This is a genomic window from Chryseobacterium foetidum (genome assembly GCF_025457425.1).
Taxonomy (GTDB): Bacteria; Bacteroidota; Bacteroidia; order Flavobacteriales; family Weeksellaceae; genus Chryseobacterium; species Chryseobacterium foetidum.
The window spans coordinates 2,799,638-2,826,315 of sequence record NZ_JAMXIA010000001.1 but is presented as its reverse complement, the minus strand read 5'-3'; the positions used below and the strand labels follow the sequence as shown (position 1 = coordinate 2,826,315).

The 26,678-nt window shown below is 36.9% G+C and carries 22 protein-coding genes and 1 tRNA gene; 7 read left to right on the top strand and 16 right to left on the bottom strand.

The genetic code is table 11. The annotated features are described in order from the left end of the window. Positions 1-243: 243 nt before the first annotated feature. The 5 genes from NG809_RS13200 (at position 244) to NG809_RS13180 (ending at position 8,068) form a co-directional block, all read left to right on the top strand. Positions 244-5,937, top strand: a complete 5,694-nt coding sequence (locus NG809_RS13200; protein ID WP_262151355.1) for a DUF3320 domain-containing protein — start codon at positions 244-246, stop codon at positions 5,935-5,937. A gap of 61 nt (positions 5,938-5,998) precedes the next feature. Further along, positions 5,999-6,550 carry a hypothetical protein gene (locus NG809_RS13195; protein ID WP_262151353.1) on the top strand — a complete coding sequence of 184 codons (552 nt, stop codon included), beginning with the start codon at positions 5,999-6,001 and terminating at the stop codon, positions 6,548-6,550. A gap of 118 nt (positions 6,551-6,668) precedes the next feature. Then, positions 6,669-7,094, top strand: a complete 426-nt coding sequence (locus tag NG809_RS13190) for a hypothetical protein (protein WP_262151351.1) — start codon at positions 6,669-6,671, stop codon at positions 7,092-7,094. 93 nt (positions 7,095-7,187) lie between these two features. Beyond that, positions 7,188-7,505 (top strand): hypothetical protein, encoded by a 318-nt coding sequence (locus tag NG809_RS13185; protein WP_262151349.1) that lies wholly within the window; start codon positions 7,188-7,190, stop codon positions 7,503-7,505. A gap of 11 nt (positions 7,506-7,516) precedes the next feature. Further along, the gene (locus tag NG809_RS13180) at positions 7,517-8,068 is read left to right on the top strand and encodes a hypothetical protein (protein WP_262151348.1); all 552 of its coding nucleotides are present in this window, start codon (positions 7,517-7,519) and stop codon (positions 8,066-8,068) included. Here NG809_RS13180 and NG809_RS13175 read toward each other — a convergent pair whose 3' ends face one another. From NG809_RS13175 to NG809_RS13165, 3 genes are all read right to left on the bottom strand, one after another. Continuing rightward, on the bottom strand, positions 8,069-9,877 hold the full coding sequence (locus NG809_RS13175) for a metallophosphoesterase family protein (RefSeq protein ID WP_262151346.1): 1,809 nt from the start codon (positions 9,875-9,877) through the stop codon (positions 8,069-8,071). Positions 9,878-9,980: 103 nt separating this feature from the next. Next, the gene (locus NG809_RS13170) at positions 9,981-11,762 is read right to left on the bottom strand and encodes an alkaline phosphatase (protein WP_262151344.1); all 1,782 of its coding nucleotides are present in this window, start codon (positions 11,760-11,762) and stop codon (positions 9,981-9,983) included. A gap of 247 nt (positions 11,763-12,009) precedes the next feature. After that, entirely contained in the window at positions 12,010-13,137 is a 1,128-nt protein-coding gene (locus tag NG809_RS13165) for an alkaline phosphatase (RefSeq protein ID WP_262151342.1), read from the bottom strand. Positions 13,138-13,418: 281 nt separating this feature from the next. Here NG809_RS13165 and NG809_RS13160 point away from each other — a divergent pair, with 281 nt between their 5' ends. Together NG809_RS13160 and NG809_RS13155 are read left to right on the top strand one after the other, a co-directional pair. After that, positions 13,419-16,184, top strand: a complete 2,766-nt coding sequence (locus NG809_RS13160) for a SusC/RagA family TonB-linked outer membrane protein (protein WP_262151341.1) — start codon at positions 13,419-13,421, stop codon at positions 16,182-16,184. A 23-nt stretch (positions 16,185-16,207) separates the two neighbouring features. Continuing rightward, on the top strand, positions 16,208-17,944 hold the full coding sequence (locus NG809_RS13155) for a RagB/SusD family nutrient uptake outer membrane protein (RefSeq protein ID WP_262151338.1): 1,737 nt from the start codon (positions 16,208-16,210) through the stop codon (positions 17,942-17,944). Between the two features lie 149 nt (positions 17,945-18,093). Here NG809_RS13155 and NG809_RS13150 read toward each other — a convergent pair whose 3' ends face one another. The 13 genes from NG809_RS13150 to NG809_RS13090 all read right to left on the bottom strand — a co-directional run bounded on the left by NG809_RS13150 (position 18,094) and on the right by NG809_RS13090 (position 26,594). Continuing rightward, positions 18,094-19,080 (bottom strand): SDR family oxidoreductase, encoded by a 987-nt coding sequence (locus NG809_RS13150; protein WP_262151336.1) that lies wholly within the window; start codon positions 19,078-19,080, stop codon positions 18,094-18,096. Between the two features lie 67 nt (positions 19,081-19,147). After that, on the bottom strand, positions 19,148-19,402 hold the full coding sequence (locus NG809_RS13145; protein ID WP_262151334.1) for a SemiSWEET transporter: 255 nt from the start codon (positions 19,400-19,402) through the stop codon (positions 19,148-19,150). A 38-nt stretch (positions 19,403-19,440) separates the two neighbouring features. Continuing rightward, the gene (locus NG809_RS13140; RefSeq protein WP_262151332.1) at positions 19,441-19,950 is read right to left on the bottom strand and encodes a CinA family protein; all 510 of its coding nucleotides are present in this window, start codon (positions 19,948-19,950) and stop codon (positions 19,441-19,443) included. Between the two features lie 108 nt (positions 19,951-20,058). Then, a complete protein-coding gene (locus tag NG809_RS13135; protein ID WP_262151330.1) occupies positions 20,059-20,640 on the bottom strand; it encodes a YdeI/OmpD-associated family protein in 582 nt (193 codons plus the stop codon). A gap of 133 nt (positions 20,641-20,773) precedes the next feature. Continuing rightward, positions 20,774-20,844: transfer RNA gene (locus NG809_RS13130), tRNA-Cys, on the bottom strand. 57 nt (positions 20,845-20,901) lie between these two features. Further along, complete coding sequence (locus NG809_RS13125; RefSeq protein WP_262151328.1) at positions 20,902-21,399, bottom strand: RDD family protein; 498 nt, start codon at positions 21,397-21,399, stop codon at positions 20,902-20,904. 7 nt (positions 21,400-21,406) lie between these two features. Next, complete coding sequence (locus NG809_RS13120; RefSeq protein ID WP_262151326.1) at positions 21,407-22,762, bottom strand: DUF4403 family protein; 1,356 nt, start codon at positions 22,760-22,762, stop codon at positions 21,407-21,409. 11 nt (positions 22,763-22,773) lie between these two features. After that, a complete protein-coding gene (gene folB / locus NG809_RS13115; protein WP_262151324.1) occupies positions 22,774-23,157 on the bottom strand; it encodes a dihydroneopterin aldolase in 384 nt (127 codons plus the stop codon). 212 nt (positions 23,158-23,369) lie between these two features. Then, positions 23,370-24,386, bottom strand: a complete 1,017-nt coding sequence (gene nadA, locus NG809_RS13110) for a quinolinate synthase NadA (protein WP_262151322.1) — start codon at positions 24,384-24,386, stop codon at positions 23,370-23,372. Positions 24,387-24,401: 15 nt separating this feature from the next. Continuing rightward, positions 24,402-24,704, bottom strand: a complete 303-nt coding sequence (locus NG809_RS13105; protein ID WP_262151319.1) for a helix-turn-helix domain-containing protein — start codon at positions 24,702-24,704, stop codon at positions 24,402-24,404. Next, a complete protein-coding gene (locus NG809_RS13100) occupies positions 24,667-25,017 on the bottom strand; it encodes a type II toxin-antitoxin system RelE/ParE family toxin (RefSeq protein ID WP_262151317.1) in 351 nt (116 codons plus the stop codon). The genes NG809_RS13105 and NG809_RS13100 overlap by 38 nt, the downstream gene beginning before the upstream one ends. A 61-nt stretch (positions 25,018-25,078) precedes the next feature. Continuing rightward, entirely contained in the window at positions 25,079-25,654 is a 576-nt protein-coding gene (gene gmk / locus NG809_RS13095) for a guanylate kinase (RefSeq protein ID WP_262151315.1), read from the bottom strand. Positions 25,655-25,736: 82 nt separating this feature from the next. Next, on the bottom strand, positions 25,737-26,594 hold the full coding sequence (locus tag NG809_RS13090; protein ID WP_229985906.1) for a YicC family protein: 858 nt from the start codon (positions 26,592-26,594) through the stop codon (positions 25,737-25,739). Positions 26,595-26,678 lie beyond the last annotated feature (84 nt).

Sequence of the window (26,678 nt, the reverse complement as noted above, 5' to 3'; positions counted from 1 at the left end):
TCGAATTTTAAATAATTAACTATTAAAGCTCTCGCAGATTTTGCTGATAAAACAGATAGTATTGAATCTGCTAAATCTGTTTAATCTGCGTGAGAAAATTATATACTCTTAATTTTAGAACATTTCTGTTATTTTAGTCCAAAATCCAAATCCCCTTTCCGGAAAACCATTTTGTCAATATCTGTTTTATTTCTAAATTGCATTATCTCCCAAAAAAGAGAGTGACAATCACAAAAAACATTTATGAATCAGATTATTCCGTTTGACTTGCAGATACAGCACAGCCCTTATTTTAACTATACTTTTTGTTTAAATCAATATCCTTTTCTTCAAAGCATTGCTTTCAGAGACGTGACTGAAGATTTTGAAAATCTCAATCTTCAGATCAGTTCTTCATTGGGTTTATTTCAAAAATACGATGTTTATATTGATAAAATCAAGGCGAATGCACTGTACAAAATCTCGCTTTTCAATTTTGTCTTTGATAATGCTTTGCTGAAAAGACTGACGGAAAAAGATTTAGATCAGATAAAAATTCAGGTTTTTAAAGACGGCGAATCGATTTTTGAAAAAACTTTCAGCATCGAAGTGCTGCCGATGGATTATTTCGGTGGATTGCAGTCGTATCCGCAACTTCTGGCTTCGTATGTCCTTTCCAATAATACTTCTCTGTACAAACTGAAAGCCGATGCCATCGATATTTTAGCAAGAAATAAACTCACGCCGTCGTTTGAAGGCTATCAGCAGAAAAACAAGGAAAGGGTTTTGCAGATGGTTTCGGCGATTTACAAAGCCATTCAGAATCTGGATTTAATTTATAGCTCGATGCCTCCAAGTTTTGAAAAGAACGGACAAAGAATCAGACTTGTAGATACCGTTTTGGAAACAAAATTCGGAAACTGCATCGATATTTCCCTTTTGTTTGCAGCTTGTCTGGAAGCGATTGATCTCAACCCGATTATCGTGGTAACAGAAGGTCACACTTTTGTAGGAGTCTGGCTGGATGACCAACGGTTTGACGGAATGGTTAATTTTGATCAGGCGGCAATCTCCAAAAGAATTGCTTCGGGAATTAAGGAAATTGCTTTAATTGAATCGACAAGTCTCTGCCGAGGAAGCAACATTTCGTTCAAAGATGCGATGAATTCTGCTGAAACCCAACTGATGGATTCGTCACGATTTTTGTTGTCATTAGACATTAAAAATGCACGGTCGGCGGGAATTTCACCTCTCCCACTTCTGAAAAATGAAATGGTAAAAACTCAGGATTTCAGTTCCGTTCAACATTCAACGAAACTTGATCAGGATTTTGATTTGGGAACACAGTATGATGACCTCGAGCTGACCGATTTTTCAAATTTAACCAAACAAAAAGTCTGGGAAAGAAAACTGCTCGATCTATCGCTCAGAAACAACCTTCTGAATCTGCGCTTTACCAAAAGCATGCTCCAGCTGATCGATACGAAAATAAATGTGCTCGAAGACAGCCTTGCCGACGGAAAATCTTTCACCATTCATCCCGACAACAATCAGGCGGTTCTCAGAAAATACAGTCTTTACGGCGAACCTTTGCATCAGTCGCAGCCGCTTTTTAAAATGGCGCAGGATGAGTTTAAATACAATCGACTTTTAACGTATTACCATCAGGACGACCTCGACAACATTCTCACCAACCTTTACCGAAGCGCAAAACTCGCCGAAGAAGAGAATGGAAAAAGTACATTGTACTTGGGAATTGGTTTATTGAAATGGTTTGAACCAAAAAATAAAGACATCCCAAGGCTCGCTCCGATTTTACTTATTCCTGTCGAACTATCGAGGAAGTCGGTTAATTCAAAATTTACGCTTCGAAGTCGCGAGGAGGAAACCATGATCAACATTACGTTGCTTGAATATTTAAAACAGGAATTCAAACTCAATATCAACAGCCTCGAAAATCTTCCAATGGACGAATCGGGAGTTGATGTTCCGAAAGTTCTGGCAATCATCAGAAATGCCGTTCTGAACCTTGAAGGCTGGGATGTTCTTGAACAGTTGGTTTTGGGAATTTTCTCTTTCAATAAATTGATTCTCTGGCAGGACATTTCAAAATATTCAGAAGAAATTCAGAAATCTTCGATTGTAAAAAGTCTGATTGACGGACGTTTGACGGGAACTTTGGAGAGCGTTGAAAATGATGCAGAAAGTCTTGAAAATATATCAGCTTCCGAATTGGTTTTACCGATTTCAACCGATAATTCTCAGTTGAATGCCGTAAAAAATGCCAACCTTAACAAAAGTTTCATCCTTCACGGCCCGCCCGGAACAGGAAAATCGCAGACGATTACCAACATCATCGCCGATGCTTTGTCGAATGATAAAAAAGTGCTTTTCGTTGCTGCTAAAAAAGCCGCCTTGGATGTCGTTCACAACCGTCTGGAAAATATTGGTTTGGGGGCATTCTGTCTCGAACTGCATTCCAATAAATCTAAAAAATCGGACGTTCTCAAACAGTTTGAAAGAACTTTGGAAGTTCCGAAATATAAAATAAATGCCGATTATCACGAGGAGGCAAAACGTCTCGACGAACGCAGAAAAGAGCTTGGAAAATATGTGAATGACCTGCATCAGAAATTCCCGATTGGCTGGAGTTTATTTGATACAATTGCCTTTCTGGAAACCAATCACGTACAGGCCGATGAACGTTTCCACATTAATTTTCCATTGGAAAGTGCTGATGTGTTCAACTGGAATCAGTGGAAAGACTGGCTCATTCCGTTTGCATCGATTGTGCGGAAAATCGGGCAGCCATCGCTTCATGCTTTACGGCCAATAAAAACTTCAAGTCATCAGTTTGAAAATAAAAACCTGATTCTCTCGGCGATTTCTCAGTTTAATGAAAAGAAAAATGAAGCCGAAGAGATTAAAAAGCAGTTTCAGCTCGAGGAAGTTTCCAATGCGGACAGTGTGGAAATTCTTGAATTTTTAAAAGATAATCCTGTAAAATCCGGTTTGGTTGATTTGGTTTTCAATGAAAGTCAACTCAATTTATTTAAAAACTGGATGACGCAGCAAACGCAGTTTCAGCAAATTGAAAGTCAGATAACATCGAATTTTAATTCGTCCATTTTAAATATTGATTTTGCCTCATTAAAATTAATCTGGAATCAGGCAAAGCACACTTGGTTTATTCCGAAATGGTTTAAACAAAGGAAAGTGAAGCAACAACTGAACGGTTACGCAAAATCAGGAATAGAGTCTGATGTGCAGATTGACGGACTTTTTGAGAAGCTTGAAAATTATCAGCAGCTTAAAAATCAACTTTCAAATCTTCATTACAATGCGCTTTCACCAGTGACGAATCTTTATTTTAACGGAAATTCGTTTGACGTTTCTGCGATTGAGAAAGATAAAAAAACCATTGAAAATGCGAAAGATCTGGCCCAGAAAATAGCCATCAGAAATTTCCATGAATGGCTGAAAGATTTTTCATTAAAACAAAACAACAGTCTGAATATTTCTGACCATGTTGAAAAACTGAAAGAACTTTACGATGCAGAAAATAATTTATTGAAATATGTAGACGAAATCCCTAATGAAGTCGATTTGCAGACGGTGGTACAGAATATTCATCAGCTTGAAGACTGGATTAATTTTAATGGTTTAAAAGAAAAAGCACAGGAATTAAACTTAAACTGGTTCATTGATTTCCTTGAAAAAGGCTGGCTCGATACAGAATCTCTCGAACTGGAATTTGAAAAAATCATTCATCTGAATTTATTCATTAAAGCAATTTACAGTTCAGGAACATTGAACGGTTTTGATGCAAATATTTACGAATCTCAGATTCAGCAGTATAAAAATCTGCACAAAGAATTTACCGAACTGACAAAAAATCAGCTGACAATGAAACTCAGCGACCGACTCCCGAATTTTACGCAGGAAGCCGTCCAAAGCTCAGAAATTGGGATTTTGCAGAAAGCGATTCGCAATAAAGGCAGGGGTTTGTCCATCAGAAAATTATTTGATCAGATTCCGACTTTGATTCCGAGGCTGAAACCGTGTATGCTGATGAGTCCGATTTCGGTGGCGCAGTATTTTGATGTGAATGAAGAGCATTTTGACTTGGTGATTTTCGATGAAGCATCGCAGCTGCCGACTTCTGAGGCGGTAAGTGCTTTGGCGAGGGCAAAACAGGCAATTATTGTGGGCGATCCGAAACAGATGCCGCCGACGAGTTTCTTTGCTTCTCAAAAAGTGGATGAAGAAAATTTTGAGCTCGAAGATTTAGAAAGTATTTTGGATGACTGTTTGGCGCTATCCATTCCGTCGAATTATTTGCTGAGACATTACCGAAGCAAGCATGAAAGTCTGATTTCTTTCTCTAACGCTCATTTTTACGATAATAAATTGCTTACGTTCCCGTCTCCGGATGATTTAAACCGAAAAGTAACGTTTGAATTTATCGACGGATTTTATGACAAAGGAAAAACGAGAACTAATAAAAATGAGGCGGAAGCGATTATTGAATACATTAAAAATCATCTCGAAAATCAGAATAAAAAATCGATTGGGGTCGTGACTTTCAGCCAGACTCAGCAAAGTCTGATTGAGGATTTGCTGCAGAAATTATTTCAGGAAAATCCGAATCTGGAAGAATTTGCAATCAATTCTGAAGAACCTATTTTCATTAAAAATCTTGAAAATGTACAGGGTGACGAACGCGATATTATTCTCTTTTCAATTGGCTACGGACCCGATGAAGACGGAAAAGTTTCAATGAATTTTGGTCCGCTCAACCGTGATGGTGGCTGGAGAAGACTGAATGTTGCTGTGACGAGAGCGCGTTACGAAATGAAGGTATTCTCTTCGTTAAAAGGCGACCAGATTGACATGAACAGAACCAGTTCGGAAGGTGTTTTGGGATTGAAAAACTTCCTGAATTTTTCTGAAAAAGGCTTGGTGTATCAAAACTCAAATCAAACCGTCAATCAGCAGAAACTGATGGTGAATGCTGTTGCGAAAACGCTTGAAGAACATGGACTGAAAATCAAAACCAACATCGGAACTTCTGAATATAAAATCGACATCGGAATCATCGATCCTGAAAACGAAAGCGAATATCTTCTGGCGATTTTGCTGGACAGTGAAAATTATTTTAACATCCATACCACAAACGACCGCGAACTTCTTGTGCCGAATGTACTGAAAGGTCTCGGCTGGAATGTTTTCAGGATCTGGACGTTGGACTGGATTAAAAATAAAGAGAAAATTCTTGAAAAAATCAAGGTCGAAATAGAAAAAATCAAAACACAGGTTAAAGAAAAAAAGGAAGAAATTACCGAACTGAAAACTTCTGAAAAAATCTATCTGAGTGAGGTTTCAGAGGAAGAAAAACCTTCAAAAATGATTTCTTATGTTGCGGCAAATTTGACTCCGGAAGCCAATGCCAACTCAGAATCGATTTATCATTTTGAAAACAGGCAGGTTCTTTTAAGTCAGTTAAAAACCATCATCGATACAGAATCGCCGATCAGCCAAAATGCCTTGTTCAGGAAGATTCTCAAGCTTTGGAATACTTCAAGAGCCGGCGGAAAACTGAATATCTATCTTTTGGAAACCTTGGCTTCCATTCCGAATATTCAAACCACGGAAAGTTACCAGAAATTTTACTGGAGCGAAAATTCACAACCTCAAAATCTTGATTTTTACCGGGATAATTCCGCAGAAAAAAGGCTTATTGACGAGATTGCACCTGAAGAGATTTCGGTGGCAATGATGGAATTGATGCATTCTAATTTAAGCCTGAATAAAGAGGAACTGGTACGTGCCGTCTGCAAGACTTTTGGTTTTTCAAAAGTAGGCTCGCAGATTGATGCGGTGGTGAAGTTTTGTGTGGAGGATTTGATTGGGAAAGGGATGCTGAAGGAGGTTGATGGGAGGATTGGTTTGGGGTGAATTAGTGCTGCATTTATTGGATATGTGAACCTTGAAATTATTAAACAATAAAATATTCAAATTGAAAAATAAATCTTTCTTGTATGGAATACTTTTAATCTCCGTAGGCTTTTTAATAGTCTTCTTTTTTGGTTATAAGGACAACAATTTTTTGGGAATAATAAGTTACTTAACTTTTTTCTGTGGCTGGCTAATTATTACATTTTCATTATTGGGGAAGTATTATAGCTTTGATAAACCAAAATTCACTAAAAATAAAATTCTTTGGTTAAAAAAAACTATCAAAAACATCGCAATAATAAGTTTTGCAGTTATCGGATTGTTCTGTTCAATTATTGTCACTGGAAATTTAACTGATAAAAAGATTCAAAACATATTAAATAATGAACCAACCGGAAAATCTGTCGCAGAAGTAATAAATCTGGAAAGCAGACATACAAGAGGTGGGTGGAAAATCTGGGCAATATTTCAATACAGAACCCAAGACGGTATTTTTAAAAAAGGAATTTATAATTATAATAGCCGATTCAAAAAAGGAGACAAATACGATATAATTTATTCCGTAAAATATCCTGAAATTTCTGAGATTAAAAGCAAAGTAGAAAACAATTAGCAAAAGTTACAATTATAAACTCAGAAAAGATTATACTAATTTTGAGTTTTAAACGGGCAGATATTATCTTCACGAGTGAAATATTGTGATAATTTTATATAAATACTAAAACATGATTATGAAAAAAATACTCTTACTTCCAACTCTCTTACTCTTCACAATCAGTTTTTCTCAAAAAATCGCAGACCGCTACCAGTCTTTCCAACCACAGGATCAGTCTGTACCGCCACCGCCTGGAGTGAGCTTTCCTGCACAATTTCCAAATGGAAACAAAGCTTTTTTGAAATTAACAGATCAAAATATCAATAAGAATAATCTGAAAAGTTTAGATAAAACTTTAAGTACCGAAATCATTTTAAAGATAGACCAGCAGGGAAATGTGCTCAATATTTCAACCTACGGAAAAAATGAAGTTTTTAACAAAGAAGTAAAAGCCGCCGCCACAAAATCAACTCAGGATGTAAAATGGACTGCCGGAAAAAACAGTCAGGGACAAAAGGTGATTGATATTGTAAAGATTCCGTATCGTTTTAAGAATTTGTAAATTCCTGTATAAGAAGTTGTCTTCAAAAAAATCACAAACAAGAGAACAATAAAAGCATATTTTTCTTACCTTAGTTTTCACAAATTATCATCGATGAAAATATTTCTACCCATCATATTTCTATTGAGCTGTCATTTTACTTTTGCACAAAGACAGCCGCATGAAAATCAATCTAAAGCAGATTCTGTCACAACAACTTTGAAGCAAAGCATCGTAAAAACAGAATCGCAAAACCCTAAAATTCCTAAAATTTCGACTGATAAAAAATCAGATCCAAAAAAATCTGTTGCTGAGCAGGATTTTGATCTTGAAATAAGAGCCATCCTCGATTACAGACTCAACCGTGTTTTGCGCGAAGATCTGTTTTGCTTGATTTGCGAAGTGGGATTTGATGACGGACAGCTTGCTTAAAATATTCAGTTATGAAAATTTTCACATTTTGTTTCCTGTTACTATTTTTACAGAATTGCACGAAAAAGCAAACAAAGAGAATAAGTTTTAGTCAGTTTACTATAGAAATACCCAACGGTTGGAAAAAAATAAAAATTTTTGGAATAGATAGTGAAGTCGGAGCTATTGTTACAGAAGAAAATGACACTATTCATTTCGATTACGGTTCTTACTCAAATTCTTTGGAGGAAAACATTGTCGTATATGACAGGGAATTTTTGAAAATGATTTTAACAGAACATCCTGAAACCGATACTTCTGAGATGATAATTGTTTCAGACATAAATAAAGTAAATCAGGAAGATTTTAAAATCAATAAGGTCCACTTCGAAAGCATATCGGGATATAATGCTAAAATTGTCAGTCCTAAAAAATCAGGGAACGGTCTTACTGGAATTTACATCGATAGTTTAGGCACATCTTCAATTGGAGAAATCAAGTTTAATTTTTACGGTTTAAATCTAAATACAAAAAATCAAAAAGAACTATTGACCGCTATCAGAACTATAAAATTTAAAAAATAATTACTTCAATTTCACAACTTCTCCCTTCTGAAAATCTATTTTAAAATGATCAGAAGCATCTCCGGAAGAGAGTTTTTCTAAGATTTTAAAGAACGTTCTAAGCTGATTTAAAAATTCATCTTTTGTTTCTAAATTATCAAAATTCTTCTCTAAAATTCTGTATTGCTCAAGTCTTTTTGTCGGAATATCTTTTTTGGCCAATTCATCCGCAGATTGAAATTGGTAAAGGTTTAAAAGCGCATCTTCAAACTTCCATTTCTCAAAACTTTTTGTATTTAATTTATTGAAGTCTTTAGAATTTCCTAAACTTAATTTCAACAGATCTTTACCTGAAAGTTTCGACGCTTTGTCAATAAAATCTTTAGGCCAATCTGATGGAATAAATCTCAAACGCACCAATTCTTTCAGATGAAATAATGTGAAATCCTGATAGTTTTTTGTCTTTAAAATATCTTTGTTCCAGATGTTTTTTGAGTTTATAACTTTTAAATTTTCAAATTCTTTTTCATACAGGGGAAACAATTCATCAAATCTTAGAACATTTTTTATCGAAATAGTTTCCACTTCAAACTCATCCTGCGAATTCACGGTCAGAATTTTGTAAGCCGGAATATATGCCGCCAAAGAAGGCACCTGAATATTGACCAGCACTTTTCCATCATTGAACTTCCTAATTCCCGTATCATTAATGTGCATGTGCCCCGCAAAATGGAGCTTCAAACCTGCTTTTGCAAACACTTCTGCAACCTCATCCTGCGGAACCCGATCCATTTGCCATTTGTCTTCACCTAAAAGTTGTTTGATTTCAGCACCAGCATTGTCATTAAAATCCAGAATCGGATAATGCGTGAAAGCAATCAGAGTTTTATGGTGCTTTTTTGCTTCACTGACGATTTTCTCCACCCACGCAAACAGATGTTTTTTATTTGTCAAAACATTGTTATAGCCAATAGATGCGCCGCTGTAGTTATTTTCATCATCCGGATCGCCTTTAAGGTTTTTTGGAATATAAGTATTTCCATCAATAGCCATCAGCCAAATTCCGTCGGTCGGTTCTACAACATAAGAAAAATCGGGAATGGAAAATCCTGAACGCACTTCATACATTCTGTTTTCATAACGAGCATCCTCTGAAGCAGTTTTGTAGCTGTAGTTTTCGAAAGAATTTTTACTGAAAGGCGTTTGCCAAAACAGATCTTTTACTGAAGGTTTAAAACCAAAATTCTGCATATTGCTGAGAATTTCGAGATAACCCGACATCGCAATGTCTTTTGTAACAATTGCTTTTGAATCTTTATTTTTAATTAAATTTTTATCACTTACAATCGAAAGTTCTCCCCCATTTTCATCCATAAAATCAGATTTTCCGCCCTGTTTCATAAACGGACCGACCGGATCATGATTTCCGGTTGTGATGAAAAACCGCATTTCATATTTTCTCAGATATTCGTCTAAAATTTTCTTTAAACCACGGAGATTGTAGGCTTGCCCGTCATCCGTATAATCTCCAGGAAGTGCAACGATTTTAATTTTTCTCCTGGCAATATCATCCAAAGCCGCAAGGAAAGCAAAATAATTTTCATTAAAAATTCTGGTCGAATGAAGCTGAGAATCCATTGTTCTGAGAATGGTTTTCTTACCCGTCTTTGGATTTTCAATTCCTTTAAAATCTGAATCTGAAAATTCACCATACAAATCCTGAAAATGAACATCCGCCAGAAATGCAATCTTTACGGGGGTTTGTTGAGCACAAACCGTAAAATGCTTTAGATAAAAGATGATTACAAGGAGTTTTAAAAACGTTTTCAAACCGATATTTTTTAAATTTTAATGAAAAAAAATCTCACGCAGATTAGGCGGATTCAGCAGATCTTTAAAATCAGCTCAATCTGCAAAATCTGCGTGAGCCAATTTACTGCAGTTTCAAAGACTTCAAAATCTTATGAAAAATTTCATTATTTTCATAAACGCCAATGAAATTTTCAGAACCGGAACCGTAAGAAAACACAGGAATCAAAGTCGCCGAATGGTCATCTGTCGTAAAATCTCCTTCAATCGTGCTGCTTTTCATATCTCCATGTGGAATACTGAAACCGCCCGTTTCGTGATCTGCCGTAATTATAACCAGCGTTCCGTCGTTCTCGTCTGCAAACTGAATGGCTTTGGTAATGGCTCTGTCGAAATCAATTCCTTCGGTAACGATCGTTCCTACATTATTGCTGTGCCCGCCACTGTCGATTTGGGCAGCTTCTACCATCATAAAAAACGGTTTATTCTTGCTGTTTAGAAACTTCAGACCGTTTTCCACCGTTTCTGCGAGAAGATTTCCACGGCCTTTCAAAACCTGTGGAACTCCGTTGTCTGAAAGGTAATACGCAACCTTCTCTGCTTTACTTTCTCCCACCTCATTAGCATTATTGGCGAGTTTAAAATGATTTAAACCTGAAACTTTAGATTTTCCTCCGGCTGCAAAAAAAGTGAGTTTTGATTTAGTTAAATCCTGTGCAATTTCCTTTTCCATCCCACGGTCTTTTTGATGGGCATAAAATGCGGATGGTGTGGCGCCCACAATTTCATCAGTCGTAATAATTCCTGTATTGAAGCCTTTTTCAGACAAAACTTCAGTCATATTCGGAACAGGTTTACCATCTGAATCTACGCCGATAAATCTGTTTTTAGTTTTCTTTCCTGTGGCAAAAGCGGTGGCTCCCGCTGCGGAATCTGTTGTGAAATTATCGTTTGCAGTAGTTTTAATTAAACCAATATTTTTAAGCTGAGTTAAAGTCAACTGACCTTTATTAGCCAAAACTGAAGACGAAATTTGAGATAATCCATTTCCATCGCCAATTAATAAGATTACATTTTTTACGGGAACATTTTTGTTTTCATATAAAAATTTAGGATGATAAACTTCGCTGTACAGCGTGTTTTTGAAAGTCCGTTGGTCTAATTTATTTAGATAATCTGCGCATTCTTTGGGATGGTCTGTATTGATAAAATCGACGCCGGCGTGCGCAAAAAATTCCCAGGAAGTCTTTCCGTCAGGAATTGCCCAAAAACGAAATGGTTTACCAAATGATTTTGCTTTTTTGATGACGTCTGTTACTTTCGGAAGGTCGTCTTCGGTTAATCCGCCTTTCCCGTTCCAGACAGAATAGGTTTTAAAATTTAAACTTAAAAGTCCTACTTTTTCCCATTGCTGTGGCGTGAGATTTTCCAAAGACTGATAATCAAATTTGATAAAATCAGGATACGAAGCGAATTTTTCAGGCTTTGGCTGATTTCCGGAAATCACAAAACTGATATTTTTCTGAGCAGTGATTTTTGGATATTTTGAAATTTCAGCAACGATCTTCTTTAAAGTAGATTCGCCATCTGTTTTCAAATCAATTAAAATCTGAACCGGCTGATCTTTGATTATTCCTAAATCAAGAGCTTTTTCAATAGATTCTAAATACAGTTGATCGAAAGTTCTTTCTTTCTGAATATTTTTCTGTTCATGCGAAACAAACAATTCATTATTCACAAGATAAACATCTGCTTCAAACGATTTTGCGCCTGATCCCAAAGCGTACCAAAACGGCACTTTCTGTTCGTAATCGTTATGAGAATGAGCCGAATAATTCTGTGCAAAAGCATAACTCGCTGCTGAAAAAGCGATGGCAAAACTTATTTTTTTTATTGTGGAAATCATTTTTTAGGTTGAGGTTTAGGTGAAAAAAAATTAAACAGTTTCAAAATTTCAAAGATTATATCTAATATATCGCTGTATCATCGCTCTATGATCGCTCTATGATCGCTGTATGCTCAGCAAACCATCAAGTTTTAGAGAAAAAAAATTAAACAGCTGTATTTATTTTACTTTTTCAGCTGGGAAAATCCTGTCAGGATTATTTTTTAAACTGCTGATTAACCAGGATAAGATTTTTCTTTTCTTACAGTCACTTTAAAAAGACACCCGATTTTTTCAGGGCTTCCACCAGTTTATGGTAAATGGTGTTGTTGGGATAAACTCCTGAGAACAGTTCTTCTCCTTTTCCCATCGCAAAAACAGGTACCAAAGCGGCAGTGTGCTGATTGTCTATAAAATTGACCTGTACTTTATCTTTTACTTCTTTCTTTTTTCCTGTTGCGTCATCTTTTTCCATAAATTTCCCAATGCTTGCACCCCCTGTTTCGTGATCGGCAGTTACAACCAATAAAGTATTTGGATTTTTCCTGATAAATTCCATCACAACACCTATGGTTTTATCGAAATCAAGGACTTCTTTTACCATCATTTCTGCATTGGTTGCGTGGCCGCCCCAGTCGATGAACGAACCTTCAACCATTAAAAAGAAAGGTTTCTTTTCGCCGGAAAAATAATCCAATGCGGCTTGAGTAGCTTCCGGAAGGAAATCTTTCCGTCCCTGAATTTTATTGGGCAATTCATCCTGAGCCAGAAGGTATAAATTTCTTTTTCCGGCAACCGGTTTTGAAAGGGAAACGGTGTCTATCCTGTAATTTTTCTTTGCTAAATCTGTTAAAAGATTCCTGCTGTCTTTCCTTTTGGTAAAAAACTTTAAACCTCCACCTGCTGCGAAATCGACATCAGATTTTATAAAATCCAAAGCGATATCCTCGTGCCAGTCGCGGTCTTTGATGTGTGCATAGTAGGCAGCGGGCGTTGCATGGGTGAGACTTGTTAAGCTGACCAGTCCGGTTTTGTAACCTTTATCCCGCAGTTGCTCCAGAATTGTTGGGATAGCAACAGAATCTTTATCTACTCCAATTGCTCTTTTATAGGTTTTCTGTCCTGTCGACAAAGCTGTTGCGCCAGCCGCAGAATCTGTAATTCGGTCGCTCGTACTTGACGTTTCAGAAAGACCTACATATTTAAATTGTTGAAAATTCGGTTTTCCTTCTCCAAAATAAAATGCAGATGTTACTTGAGATACTCCCATTCCATCACCAATCATAAAGATGACATTGATGGGTTTTTGACTTTGCGCATTTATTAAAGTTTCAAACAGAAACATTAAAAAAGCAGCAAACACCTTTACATTAGGACTTTTACAAATATAATTCATAATGATTATTATTTTAATAATTAATTATTTCCATAATCAACGTGCAAAATTAGGCATTACATCAAAACGAAACATTGACCTAATAGCTGCATAATTCAATGTTAACAGACTTTATCCTTACGTACAGACATTTAGACAAAACCATTTAACAATAAGTTTACTGAAATTTAATTTTTCGCAATAAAATTCACATTTTATTAATTTTAAAAATGGGTTACTTAACGGTAATTTAACGGAAGTCGGCTTTTTTTGAGCCTAATTTTGCACCAAAATAAAAAGGAATGAAGCTTATTTATCTCGTGCCAACTGTTTTGATGGGTTGTGTCAGCTTAACATTTGCACAAAAAAAAGAGTCAGACTCGATTAGCAGCGGTAACAGGCAGACAGATCTTGAAGAAGTAGTAATGATTGGTTATGGCTCCCAGAAAAAATCGGATGTAACCGGAGCTGTAGGTTCTGTAAAAGCCGAAGATTTTAACAAAGGTATGGTTGCCAACGTAGGTCAGCTTCTTCAGGGAAAAGTAGCCGGAGTAAATGTTGCCAACGTGAGCGGCGAGCCCGGAGCCAATCAAAATATCGTCATCAGAGGTGTCGGAAGCTTGCGTTCAGGAACTACTCCATTGTATGTGATCGACGGTTTTGTTATCGATAACAGCAACACGGGAGTTGCCAATAACCCGATGAACTTCATCAACCCTGATGATATTGCATCGATGGATGTTCTGAAGGATGCTTCTGCAGCTGCAATTTATGGGGCAAGGGGTGCAAACGGAGTTATCGTCATTACTACCAAAAAAGGTAAAAAAGGAAGAACTCAGATGAATCTTTCTTCAAACCTTACTGTTTCAAAACTGGCCAGCAAAATGGATGTTTTCAGTGCTGATGAATTCAGAAGACAGGTTGCCGCAATGGGAGCCAAAGTTGACGACATGGGTGGAAACACCGACTGGCAGGATGAACTGACGAAAACAGCAATTTCAGAAAATGTAAATTTTTCCGCAGCAGGTGCAACAGATAATTCAAATTATTATGCAGCTTTAGGTTACGAAAATCAGGAAGGTATTTTGTATAACAGTAATCTGAGAAGGTATTCGGGGCGTGTAAATGTTTCCCAAAAAGCATTTGACGGAAGGGTAAATATTGATTTCAACTTAAACGGAACAAGAACCGAAAACAACAGACCGAGCGTAACGAGCATGGTTTCTACAATGCTTACGCTCAATCCAACCTATCCTGCTTTCACCAATGGTTCGCCGACAACGGTTTTCAATAACGGAAGTTTTAATCCCCTTATCCGTCAGGATATTTATAAAGATTTTACAAACAACAACAGGATTTTAGCCAATATTTCTCCTTCAGTAGAAATCATTAAAGGTTTAACCTATAAAATGAATCTTGGAGTTGACTATTCTTCGGCCGACCGGGTGATCCAAAATATGCCACATGCTATTCCTTTGGAAATAGGATCTTTAAACTTAAATTATTATTCTAACAACAATACGCTTGTAGAAAATACTTTAACATATAAATTCAAGATCAACCGTCATGACTTCAACGTAATGGCAGGACATTCTTATCAAAAACTTTCACTTGTAGCAAGAAGCTGGGATTACTCAGTATTTCCCAATAACGGAATTGAGCCACAATATCAAATTGGAGCCGCTAACAAAAACAATACTACCTCATCATCTATTGCCAGCAAAAATGAGCTTCAATCATGGTTTGGTAGAGTAAACTATGACTTTAATGACAAATATCTCTTAACTGCAACTTTAAGAGCAGACGGATCATCAAAATTTGGAGAAAACAACCGCTACGGATATTTCCCATCAGTGGCTGCAGGCTGGAATGTAACGAAAGAAAACTTTCTTTCGGAGGTAGATGAAGTAAGCAATTTAAAACTAAGAGCAAGCTGGGGTAAAACAGGAAATCAGGAAATTCCTAATAAAATTACAAAAAGAAGTTACAAATCAGCATCTGATGGTGGCGGACAGGCAACCTATCCAATGGATGGAAGCGGAAATTATCCCGTAGGATTTTATTTGGTAAGAGCAGACAATCCAAACATTCAGTGGGAGGTGACAACTCAAACTAACATTGGGGTAGATTTCGGATTTTTGAACAACAGATTGACGGGTACATTTGATTTCTTCAATAAGGTTTCAGATAATATTTTGCTGGATATTAATCCTGTTGATCCCATCAGTGCTGAAGAAAAAATGTGGAAAAATATCCCAAACATGACCATCAACAATACAGGTTATGAAATATCTTTAAACTACAACAGTAATCCAAATAAAGCTTTCACTTACAGCATCGGTGGAAATGCAGCATTCATTAAAAATGTAGTAAAAGACTCTCCTTATAAAGTTCTTTCAACCGGAGAAGCTCAAGGTCCCGGAACGACAAATGCAGTCATCAATGGATATATCAACCATGAGCCCATCGGTACGTTTTACGTGAGAGAATTTTTAGGTTTAAATGAAAATGGAACCAATATTTTCAGAGATGTTGATGGAGACGGAATCATTACAGATAATGACAGAGTTGCCGCTGGAAGTGCTTTACCAGACTTTACCTACAACCTTTATCTGAAAGCAGCCTACAAGAATTTTGATTTTGGATTAAACTTCAACGGAGTTGCAGGAAATATGATCTACAACAATACGGCCTCCACTTTATTTACAAGAGGAAGATTAGGTCTGTCTCAAAACACGACCGAAGTTGCCACCCAGTTTCCAAACGAAAGCGCTAATAACACCAATGTTATTTCTACACGATATTTAGAGAAAGGAGATTTTTTCAGATTAAACAATGCGACTTTGGGATATAATTTAAATCCTAAAATCTTAGGCCTTGGAGAACATATCAGAAACGTCAGATTTACAGTAACTGCTCAGAATTTATTTGTAATCACTAAATATTCAGGCTTTGACCCAGAAATCAACACGGGTATTTCTCAAGGCGGAATTCAGTCTTTCGGTATCGATTACGCTACTTATCCTAAAGCAAAAAGCTTTGTATTTGGTGTGAACGTAGCATTTTAATTAATTATTTAAAAAAGAAAACAATGAAAAATAAATTTCTAATAAGTATTTTAAGCCTAAGTGCCCTTGTAAACATTGGATGTAGTGATCTTGCGGAGCAGGTTATCGACGAATCTCTGGATGTACAAACCAACAATGTCGTGATTGAAGTAATGGCTCCTGCTTACGGACCTCTTCCTGACGCATTTACCCATACCAAAAACTACGGACTACAGTTAATAAGTACAGATCAAGGAATTCTTCCCCCAAGAGGAAGCGGAAACGACTGGTACGATGGTGGTAAATATATTGAACTTCATCAACACACTGCGACAACTGCAAACGTGGTTGTGAGAGATACCTGGAATGCATTCAGATTAATGCTTTCCAGAACAGTAGTTGCTATTGAAAGACTACAGCCACTTGCAGCAACAAATCCTGAAGCAGCAAAAGGATTGGCTGAAATGAGAGCTTTAAGAGCGTATTACAATATGCTGATGCTGGATTACTGGGGATTAGCATTTAAAAAAGATTCAACTTCTGAAGATTCTCAAATTTTGAGAAGACAGGAAGCAGTATCTTATATTGAAAGTGAATTTCTTGCCGTTGTCAACGAATTGGATAACGCAAAAGGACCGGGAAGAATGTCTCAAGCCTCTGTGAACGGATTTTTAGCACAGCTGTATCTTAATGCAGGAGTTTACAGAAATCCATACGGAGCGGCAACTTTTGCGGCGGCGGACATGGATAAAGTACTTGAATACACCAATAAAGTAATTAATTCTGGATTATTCGCTTTATCACCGGAATATTTTGCGATTTTTGATGATAACAATCATTCCAACAAAGAATTAATTTTTGCAATTGATCAACGCCAGGATTTAACAACGTCTCACAACAGATTAGGTTATTGGTCGCTTTCAGGAAGTCAATATCCTTTAGCAGCATTCCCGAAAGCGAATGGCACAGATGGTCCCGCTATTACCTCAGATTTTTATGCAACATGGACGCAAGCTTACGGAAGCACCGATCCTGCTTTGGCAGATGCAAGATTTTTTAAAGAAAACTTCACGGTGCCACAGAATTTACAGAATTTAACGGGAGTGACTCCAGCAAATGATGCCAATCACTTCTTCCTGGTAAATGGTTCTACGTACGAAATCAACAGAGGAATCCAAAGAGGTGTGCAATGGGGATTGAGAAATTCAGCAAACGGACAGCCTTTTCAAACAGTAAACGGACAATATAAAATCTATCCGATCATCGAACAGAGAAATGGATTTGTAAATTACGTAAATCACACACTGGAAATCGATCTTGAAAACCCAAACAACAAAGATTATACAGATGGGTATAGAGTGGCAAAATATCAATTCAGCAGAACTTCAGATACGGGAAGAAACAGAGGAAATGCCGATATCGTTCTGTTGCGTTTGGCAGATATTTATCTGATGAGAGCAGAAGCTCAATTGAGAAAAGGAAATGCAGGTGCAGCTTTGGCAGATGTCAACTTTGTACGTGCTTCAAGAACAGCAAGACCTTCGGTAACACCTCCGGCTCTTACTTCAATTACATTAAACACATTGTACAGAGAAAGAGGTTTTGAGTTTTACTGGGAATTTTCCAGAAGAACAGATATGATCAGATTTGGCCGGTATGAAGATACCTACACTTCAAAAACCAATGCCGACCCAAGAAAAAGACTTTTCCCGATTCCACAGTCGGCAATTGACGGGGCTTCAAGTTCGCCGGGATACCTGGTGCAGAACGAAGGTTATTAACTTTATTTTACTAATTTCTATACTTCAGAAACAGCCTGCAATTTTTTTTTGCAGGCTGTTTTTTTTATTTTGTAAGGTTTAGGTTTAAAACTAATCAAAATCTTGCCTTCATAATATTTTAAATCAATTAAATGACTGTTATTTGTGATTTAATGATTATTTCTTCGTTTCAGAAGAAGGTAAATTGCTCCCGCAGCTAATGCTCCTGCAGCAATCATCTTTGTTTTTCTGGTAATTTCCGGCAGTACTGTTTCTCCATAAATTCTTGATGGCCCGGGTGAAGGAATAAATATATTCCCATTGGATTCTTTGTTTTTATCCGGTTTCATCATCATTCTCAACACACCTGAACTGACATTACTGAAAACGCCCGGTAATAATTTATAAAAACCTTTCATCATTATGGTTGAAACATCCGGCATGACAGATTTTTTGGGATTTTTTGCAGTCTTCACCATCAGTTGAGCCGTATCTCTCGGATCTGCTGCTCCCGGCGGAACTTTAAAATCCAATCCGGAAAATTTTGCGGAGTGAGAATTTCCCGTAGATTTCTGCATTCCCGGATATAAAGAACATACATGAATGTTAGGGAAGTCAGAAATTTCGCCCTGTAAGGCATCTGCCATTCCTCTGATTCCGTATTTTGAGGCAGAATAGGCCGTTCCGTAAGGTGTTGGAATCCATCCGCCGATTGAAATATTATTGATTAAAATTCCGTCGGTCTGTTTTTTGAATATCGGCAAAATTGTATGAGCACCATGCAGATAACCTAACAGATTGGTCTTAACAACCTGATCAACAGCTTCCGCAGACATATCCTCAAATTTACCAGTTGCCATCACTCCGGCATTGTTTACCCAGATATCGATTCGTCCGTTGAACTGAAGCGCCTGTTCGGCAAGATTTTTCACATCGTCCGCCACCGAAACATCGGTTTTTACGGCTAAGGTTACAGCTCCAAGATCACGAAGCAGTGCGGTGGTATCTTCGAGCCCTTTTTCACCTCTTGCAGCAATCACCACATTGCAGCCTTCAAGCGCAAAAGCTTCTGCTGCAGCACGCCCTACTCCGCTGGTTCCTCCGGTGATTACCACTGTTTTTCCTTCCAGACTTCTATCTTTTATTTGATTTTCCATAATACTTTGATTGTGATGTTATCCTATCATTTAAACAAATAGTATGCAAAAGGAGGATTTGAAAAATTTACTTTTTAAAACTGAGTTTGCAGAAAAGCAAAACCGCATTCAAAACAACGGCAAACGCATTCGACAGAATTATGGGTAATTCGTCATTGATGATACCATACCACACCCATAAAGAAAGTCCTGAAATCAAAATAACCAACATCAGTGCAGAAAGATCGTTGGTATTTTTTGTTTTCAGAACTTTTATAAGTTGCGGCAGTGCAGCAATGCTTGTAAGTGCGCCGGCGATAAGACCTAATATATTTTCATCCATCATTAATTACATCCTTGATTCATTTAAAAAAAGCGTTTTTATCCCGCATGAGTGTGCATTGCGATTTTGTTGAGCTCGCATTTCAGACATCCTAAAAGAAATTCTGTGTAGTACAGCTGTGCGTTCACCGCTTCTGTGCGCGGATGAAGCTCCAAAATTTTAGTTAAAATAATTTCTTTCTTGTAGGAAAAACTGAAATAGGCAAAAGTCTTGAACTCTGATAATTCTGAAGGCTGCGAGTACCCAGTAATTCCTATTCCCCAGTCTGTATCGAAGATTTCGGAAATTTTTAAGGCCATCTCTTCAGCAATTTCCGCTGAGACAAGGTCTTCATTATTCATTCTGTCTTTATCGATTTTAAGTAACTCTTTTTTCTGTGTTTTATCGTACACCGTAAGTCCACCTTTGAAAATATTGGCAGAATCATGAATCTGAGAAAAAGAAAACTGTAAAAAACCGGCGGTAACACTTTCTGCAACGGCCACCGACTCACCGGCTGCCGAGAGACAATGCCCTATATTCTGTAAAAGGCTTTTCTGAAGTTCCATATAAAATGATTTAGTGGTTGGATAAAATCACAAACACAAAAAGAATGCCCTAAATTATGGAAAACAGTAAATGTGGTATTTAAACTTAATCCGGTTTGAATTTTTCAATTAAAGAAACTGTTTGGGTTTCATTTTCTTTGATGCAGCTTCAGCAATCTGAGAAATTCTGCTTTGCCGTGTCTCAGGACGTTTTGCACTGACAATCCAGTACAGCATCATTTTTTTCACTGATTTGCTGAGACTTAAAAAATACTCATGAGCACCGTAATATTTTTTTAGGGCACCGTCAAGATCATCGGGAATAATCAGATCTTCCACCTCATCCAATATTGTCCAAGAGCCGTTTTCTTTCGCAATTTCTATAGATTTATAACCTGCCGGAGTCATCAGATTCTGCCCGATCAGCTTATCAATTTTATCTTTATTGATTTTTGACCATGTACTTTTTGCTTTTCTTTTGCTGAAAAACTGATGGGAAGTTTCTTCATCAACTTTGATTTTTTTGCTGTCGATCCACCCAAAGCAGAGCGCAACATCTACAGATTCGCTCCACGTAATCGATTTTTTGTCTGATGATTTTTTATGAAAAACCAGCCACACAGCATCCTCTGAAACATGATTTTTCTCTAACCATTTTCGCCATTGTGAAACTGTTTCAGCATGAAAAACTTTAGGTTTATTTTCTGACATTGTAGTTTTAAGTTTAAATCTTAATTAGATTTAAAAATAATCCATTCAAATTTAAAAATTTAATTCTTTTAAATCCAACAGAATATATAAAACAAAAACCCTGAAACAATTGATGTTTCAGGATTTTATTGCGAGGTGCCTAGCGGATTCGAACCGCTGTAGATGGTGTTGCAGACCACTGCCTAGCCGCTCGGCCAAAGCACCATTTTTACCATTTTCAGGTGTGCAAATATAGAAAAATAAGATTGTCTGCCAAAATTTTCAGGCAATTTCTTTTGATCCGATGTTCTCAATTTCTTCTTTTATCTGTCTATCAGCAAGATATTTTTTGATATCTATTACTCTCGTATCGCTTAATGTGTCGTGCCAGCCATTTTCTCCAAGAAACGAAAATGCATTGAAAGGGATCAGCCTGCACAAAGTTCTGTAAAAAATCTGTGAAGTTGAAGCATCTTCTCCGTCAATACTTACAGCGCGCGTTCCGGTTACCAGTTTCCCCAAACTCCGTCCGTTGCTGAAATATTCCCACACAAAATAGTAAACCGATGAAATAAGATAGCCGCTTGCAAATTCCCAAACCAGTCCGCCGTTGTTGTAAAAATAAAAGAAATAGCTGCCTGTCATTTCATAAATAAAAAGTGCTGCCAGCGACAGTACAAAATTCACCGCAAAAAGTGCCAGCAGATCAATCAGGTAATTTGCAAATCGCTGTCCGCCGGATGCACGGTTGTTCTCTATGATTTTCAGGTGTTTTCTCATAATTTATTTAGAATGCATTCAGCATCAATCTTAATCCAGCCTGAATGTCGATCACTGCAGTAAGACCGGAATTGTTAATCAGAATTTTTGACGGTTCTAATTTAAAAACTCTCCCATTCATTTTCAAACCTTTGTAATATTCTTTATTGAAAGCTTCTTCAATACTTTTTTGTGAAGAAACCTCAAGCTCAGACGTTGGAATTCCGTATTCATCTTCGATCATTTTTACAATCTTGCCCTGAAAAAGCACGGATGCAGTTTTCTGAAGAACATTGCCTGTTTTCAGTTTGAATTTGGTCTGCGAAAGCACGATTTTCCTTGTAGCTTTATCATAAACAGGAATTCCGCAAATAAAAGATTTTCCTTTCACATAACCCTCGGTCCCGGCTTCAATTATAATTCTGTCATCTTTGCCATAGACTTTAATATCGGTGATTTTCACTTTAGAATTCCGAACATCAAACTCTTTATTCAAAAACATTTTTTCTGCGATTTCGGTCGCTTCAGAATACGGAATATTTGCAGTGGTCTGAAGCAGAAAGCCTTCGTTCATTAAAGGTACAAAACTGAAATTCATTGCTGTTCTGATCGGCTGTGACGATTCGGGCTTCAATCCCGTGAAAGTCTCGGTAAAGACGTCAATTCCGATTGTGGTATCAATGGCATCTCCGTAGAATTTTAGTGGAGAAATATTCACATTAATCGGCGTCACTTTCAGCCACGTATCATATTCGTCCGAGATTTTGAAAGGCTGCGAAAAACTGTTCCACGCTAAAACCGCATACTGCTGAAAATTCAGCTGTGAAGCCATATGGCTGTCAATTGTTTTACAAAATTCTGCCTGTTGTTCTTTCAGACTTTTTTCCACAAGACCTGTGATCGGAATTTTAATTTTGCCGAAAGTCAGGACAGGTTTTACGACCCATTTGAAACCGTTGGGCTTGGTACTGGTGACCACCGTCCAGTTGTTTTTAAACTCCATAGATGCCACAAAGTACATCACAGTTTCAAAAGTTGTTTCCTGATAAGTGTAAACACCAAGCGTTCCAATGCCCTTTTCTGCCCATATTTTCAGAGGAACTTCGATAAAAATCCTGTTGTTGACATCTCCTACCAGACGGATAGGTTTTGTTTTCCAAACCTTAATTTTAAACTGATCGTTATTATTGTCTGAATAAGAATTGTCTTCAAAAATCAAATCTTTCACAGAAGAATTTACCATTTTGCTGACCTCAGCCAGCGGAATTCTTACCGGCATCGTGATGCTGGATTTTATTTTCGGGAACGTATAGATTTGCTCTGTCTCCTGACTGAAAATGAAAACATTGGCAAAAATAAACAGGAGTAAAATAAACTTTTTCAATTTAATCTTCATTAAAGTTGATCGGCAGAACCTCCCAAAAGAAAGCTTTTTTCAAGTTCGATGCTTGCACCCTTCATTTCACCTTTCATTGGAGGAGAAGTTTTGGTAATTTTGAGTTTCACATAAGAAACATCTTTGAAATTTTCACTTATTTTTCTGATGATTCTTCCGGCAACATGTTCCAAAAGTTTAGATTTAATTTTCATCTCATCGTGAATGATCTGATTTATATCTGCATAGCTGATGGTATCGTTTAAATCATCAGACTCAGCGGCATCCCACAAATCGGTATGAATTTCTGCATTTAAAATATAATAAGTCCCGATAATGTTTTCTTCGGGAAGAACGCCGTGGTAGGCGTAGATTTTTACGTCTTCTAAGAATATTTTGCTCATGAATTTTTAATTTAAAAATTTAACCACAAAAGTTTTTTATTTAAGTGAATTACCTTGAAAATAAAAGTTCAAATAAGGATGTAGCAAAGCAATTTTTAACTTTTTTGCTCTTTCAGCGATGAACTTTACGACTTTGTATTTCATCTAATTCTTTTGTGGCTTTTGTGGTAGAAAAATAATTAAAAAAAGCGAGTAAAAACCCGCTTTAAAATTTATTTGATGCTTTTCGAAAGGTCAAGCATCGCCTCGATGGGCTTCAATGCTTTCAATCGAAGTTCTTCTTCAATGATGATTTCAGGAAGTTCGTATTTCATGCACAGATACAGCTTTTCCATTGTGTTTCTCTTCATGTAAAAACATTCTGAGCAGTTACAGCTTTCGTCAAAAACCAAAGCCGGAATTAATTCCTTGTGTGGAGCACGCTTTCTCATTTCGTGAAGAATTCCTTCTTCAGTGGCAATGATGAATTTCTGACAGTCTTCTTTTTCAACATAATTCAGAAGAGCCGAAGTAGAACCTATAAAGTGAGCCAGTTTTAAAACAGATTCTTCACTTTCAGGATGCGCAATCAGTTTTGCGTCAGGATTGTCTGCCAACTGTTGTGCGATTCTTTCCATCGAAAAAGCTTCATGTACGATGCAGCTTCCGTCCCAAAGAATCATATCGCGACCTGTTTTTTGAGATAAATATCTTCCTAAATTTTTATCCGGAGCGAAAATAATCGGTCGGTCAACCGGAAGATTTTCAATAATTGTTTCAGCGTTTGAGCTCGTCACGATGATGTCGCTTTCGGCCTTTGTTTCTGCGTTACAGTTGATGTACGTTGCAATCAACGCGTTTGGATGCTGCTCACGCATTTTTCTTAAACCTTCTCCTGAACATCCGTCTGCCAATGAGCATCCAGCCATTGTATCAGGAAGAACTACTTTTTTAGTTGGGTTCAAAATTTTTGCAGCTTCTGCCATGAAATGTACTCCGCAGAATACAATCATATCAGCGTTAGTGTCTTTTGCCTGTCTCGCCAGTTGAAGAGAATCCCCAAGAAAATCAGCAATATCCTGAATTTCTGCCGGTTGATAATAATGCGCCAGAATAACGGCGTTCTTTTCTTCTTTTAATTTCAAAATCGCCTTTACCAATTCCTCTCCTTCCGGAATAATGAGGTCTTTAATATCTAAAAATCCTCTTACAGGAATTGCAGATTTTGCTTTTTCTAATGTTTCGTTCATGTTTTTTATAAATAATTAGGATGGCTGGAAAGTAATGTTGAAACCCAATGCTTCCATAATCTTGTAGAACGTGGAAACTTTCGGCTCTGTCTTGCCATTTTCGATTCTTGAAATATAAGATTTGTCTGCCCCAATCTTCTCAGCAAGTTCTTCCTGTGTCATTTGAGCATCTTTTCTTGCGTGCTCAATAATCTGACCCGTATAATATGCCATAGCTTTTTCGTGAAACCTGTCTCTGTCTTCAGTTCCGTGCTCACCATGTTTTTTTGCTAAAATCCGGCTATAACTTTTGATTTCGTTGTTTTCGTTTATATTCATAATATTCCGACATTATTTTTAAAGCTTTTTCAACTTCTCTGCGAGGTGTTTTCTGATCTTTTTTCTGAAATCCGTTGAACAAGACCACGAGATTACCTTCATCAAAACAGCAGAAAATTCTGTAAATATTGCTTTGATACCCTATTCTAATTTCAAAAAGACCACTTTCTAAGTGTTTTAAAAACTTTTCCGAAATTCGTTCCTGCGTTTCTATAATTTCAAAAATATATTCTATTTTATCAATTATTTTTGCCGGTAAACTTGCAGAAAAATTCTCAAAATAATCTTTAAAAGTGATGATTTCTCTTTTCATTTAAAGCAAGATGAAGTTGTACGAATATACAACTTTTAACTGAAATATTATAAACTAAAGATCACAAATCTGGCTGTCTTCCGATAAATCCTTTTATTAAACTTTCTATTTCTCTTTTTGCTTCGTCCAAATCGCTGTTGATAACGATTTGGTCAAATTCTATTGCGTAGGTAAGTTCTTCTTCAGCTTTTTCCACACGGGTTTTTATGGTTTCAGCGTCATCCGTTCCTCTTGAATTCAATCTTCGTTCCAACTCAGCAATCGAAGGTGGTTCTATGAAAATGGATAATGCTTTGTCGCCAAAATATTTTTTTAATGAAATTCCGCCTTTCACGTCTACATCAAAAATAACAACTTTTCCCTGATTCCAGATCTTTTCGACCTCAGATTTTAAAGTACCGTAGTATTTATCAGTGTAAACCTCCTCAAACTCTACAAAAGCTTTTTCAGAAATTTTCTTTCTGAATTCGTCAGGAGAAATAAAGTGATAATCAACCGCGTGAACTTCTGTACCCCGAGGCTGTCTGGTGGTGCATGAAATGGAAAATTCCAATTCAGGAATAACCTCCAGCGAATGTTTTACTAATGTTGTTTTCCCGCTTCCCGACGGCGCTGAAAATATAATAACCTTACTCATAAATAATGATTGATGATCGATAATTGATAATTGATTAAAACTTGATTACTATTTTAATCAATCATCATTTATCAATGATCATTTATAATACATTAAGCGTTTGCTCTTTAATTTTTTCCAAATCATCCTTCATCATCACCACCAGTTTCTGAATTTCGGCGTGATTGGCTTTTGAACCTAAAGTATTGATTTCTCTTCCGATTTCCTGAGAAATAAAACCTAATTTTTTTCCGTTGAAATCTTCGTTTTCCATTACTTCAGAATAATATTTCAAATGCTGGGAAAGTCTCACTTTTTCTTCCTGAATGTCTAATTTCTCAGTAAAATAAGCCATTTCCTGATAAAATCTTGTTTCGTCAACGTTTTCAAACTCTTTTAAAGTCTTCATATAACGTTCTTTTACAGCGTCAATTCTCACCTGCTCGTAAGGAACAACTTCTGCCAGAGATTTATCGATATTTCTGATGTTTCTCTCCAGTTCTTCGTGAAGAATTTTCCCTTCCGTTTTTCTGAATTCCTGAAATTTATCTACAGCATTATTTACGATTTTCGCCAAAGATTCCCATTCGCCTTCAGTCAGTTCGTCTGGTCTTGAAGTGATGGCATCAGGAAGTCTTACCGCCATTTTCAGGTACTCAAAATCCGGTCCGTCAGAAGCGATATTTTTAAGCTCATTCATGTAAGAATCGATTAAACTTCTGTTGATTTTCACATCATTGGTTTCTTCAAGATTCTCGATATTGATATAGCAATCTACCTTTCCGCGGATGATTCTATCGTTCAGAATTTTTCTTACTTCAAATTCTTTTTCTTTGTAACGTAAAGGAATTTTGATGTTTAAATCAAAGCTCTTGCTGTTCAGTGATTTAATATCTATCGAAATTTTTTTTCCTTCAAAAACACCTTCGGCTCTACCGAAGCCAGTCATTGATAAAATCATAGTTTTTTATTGTTGTACAAAGATAAACATTTAAGTCTTTACTTTTGCTAAAGTGAGATGGCGGGAAGCAGGAAGTGGGAAGCG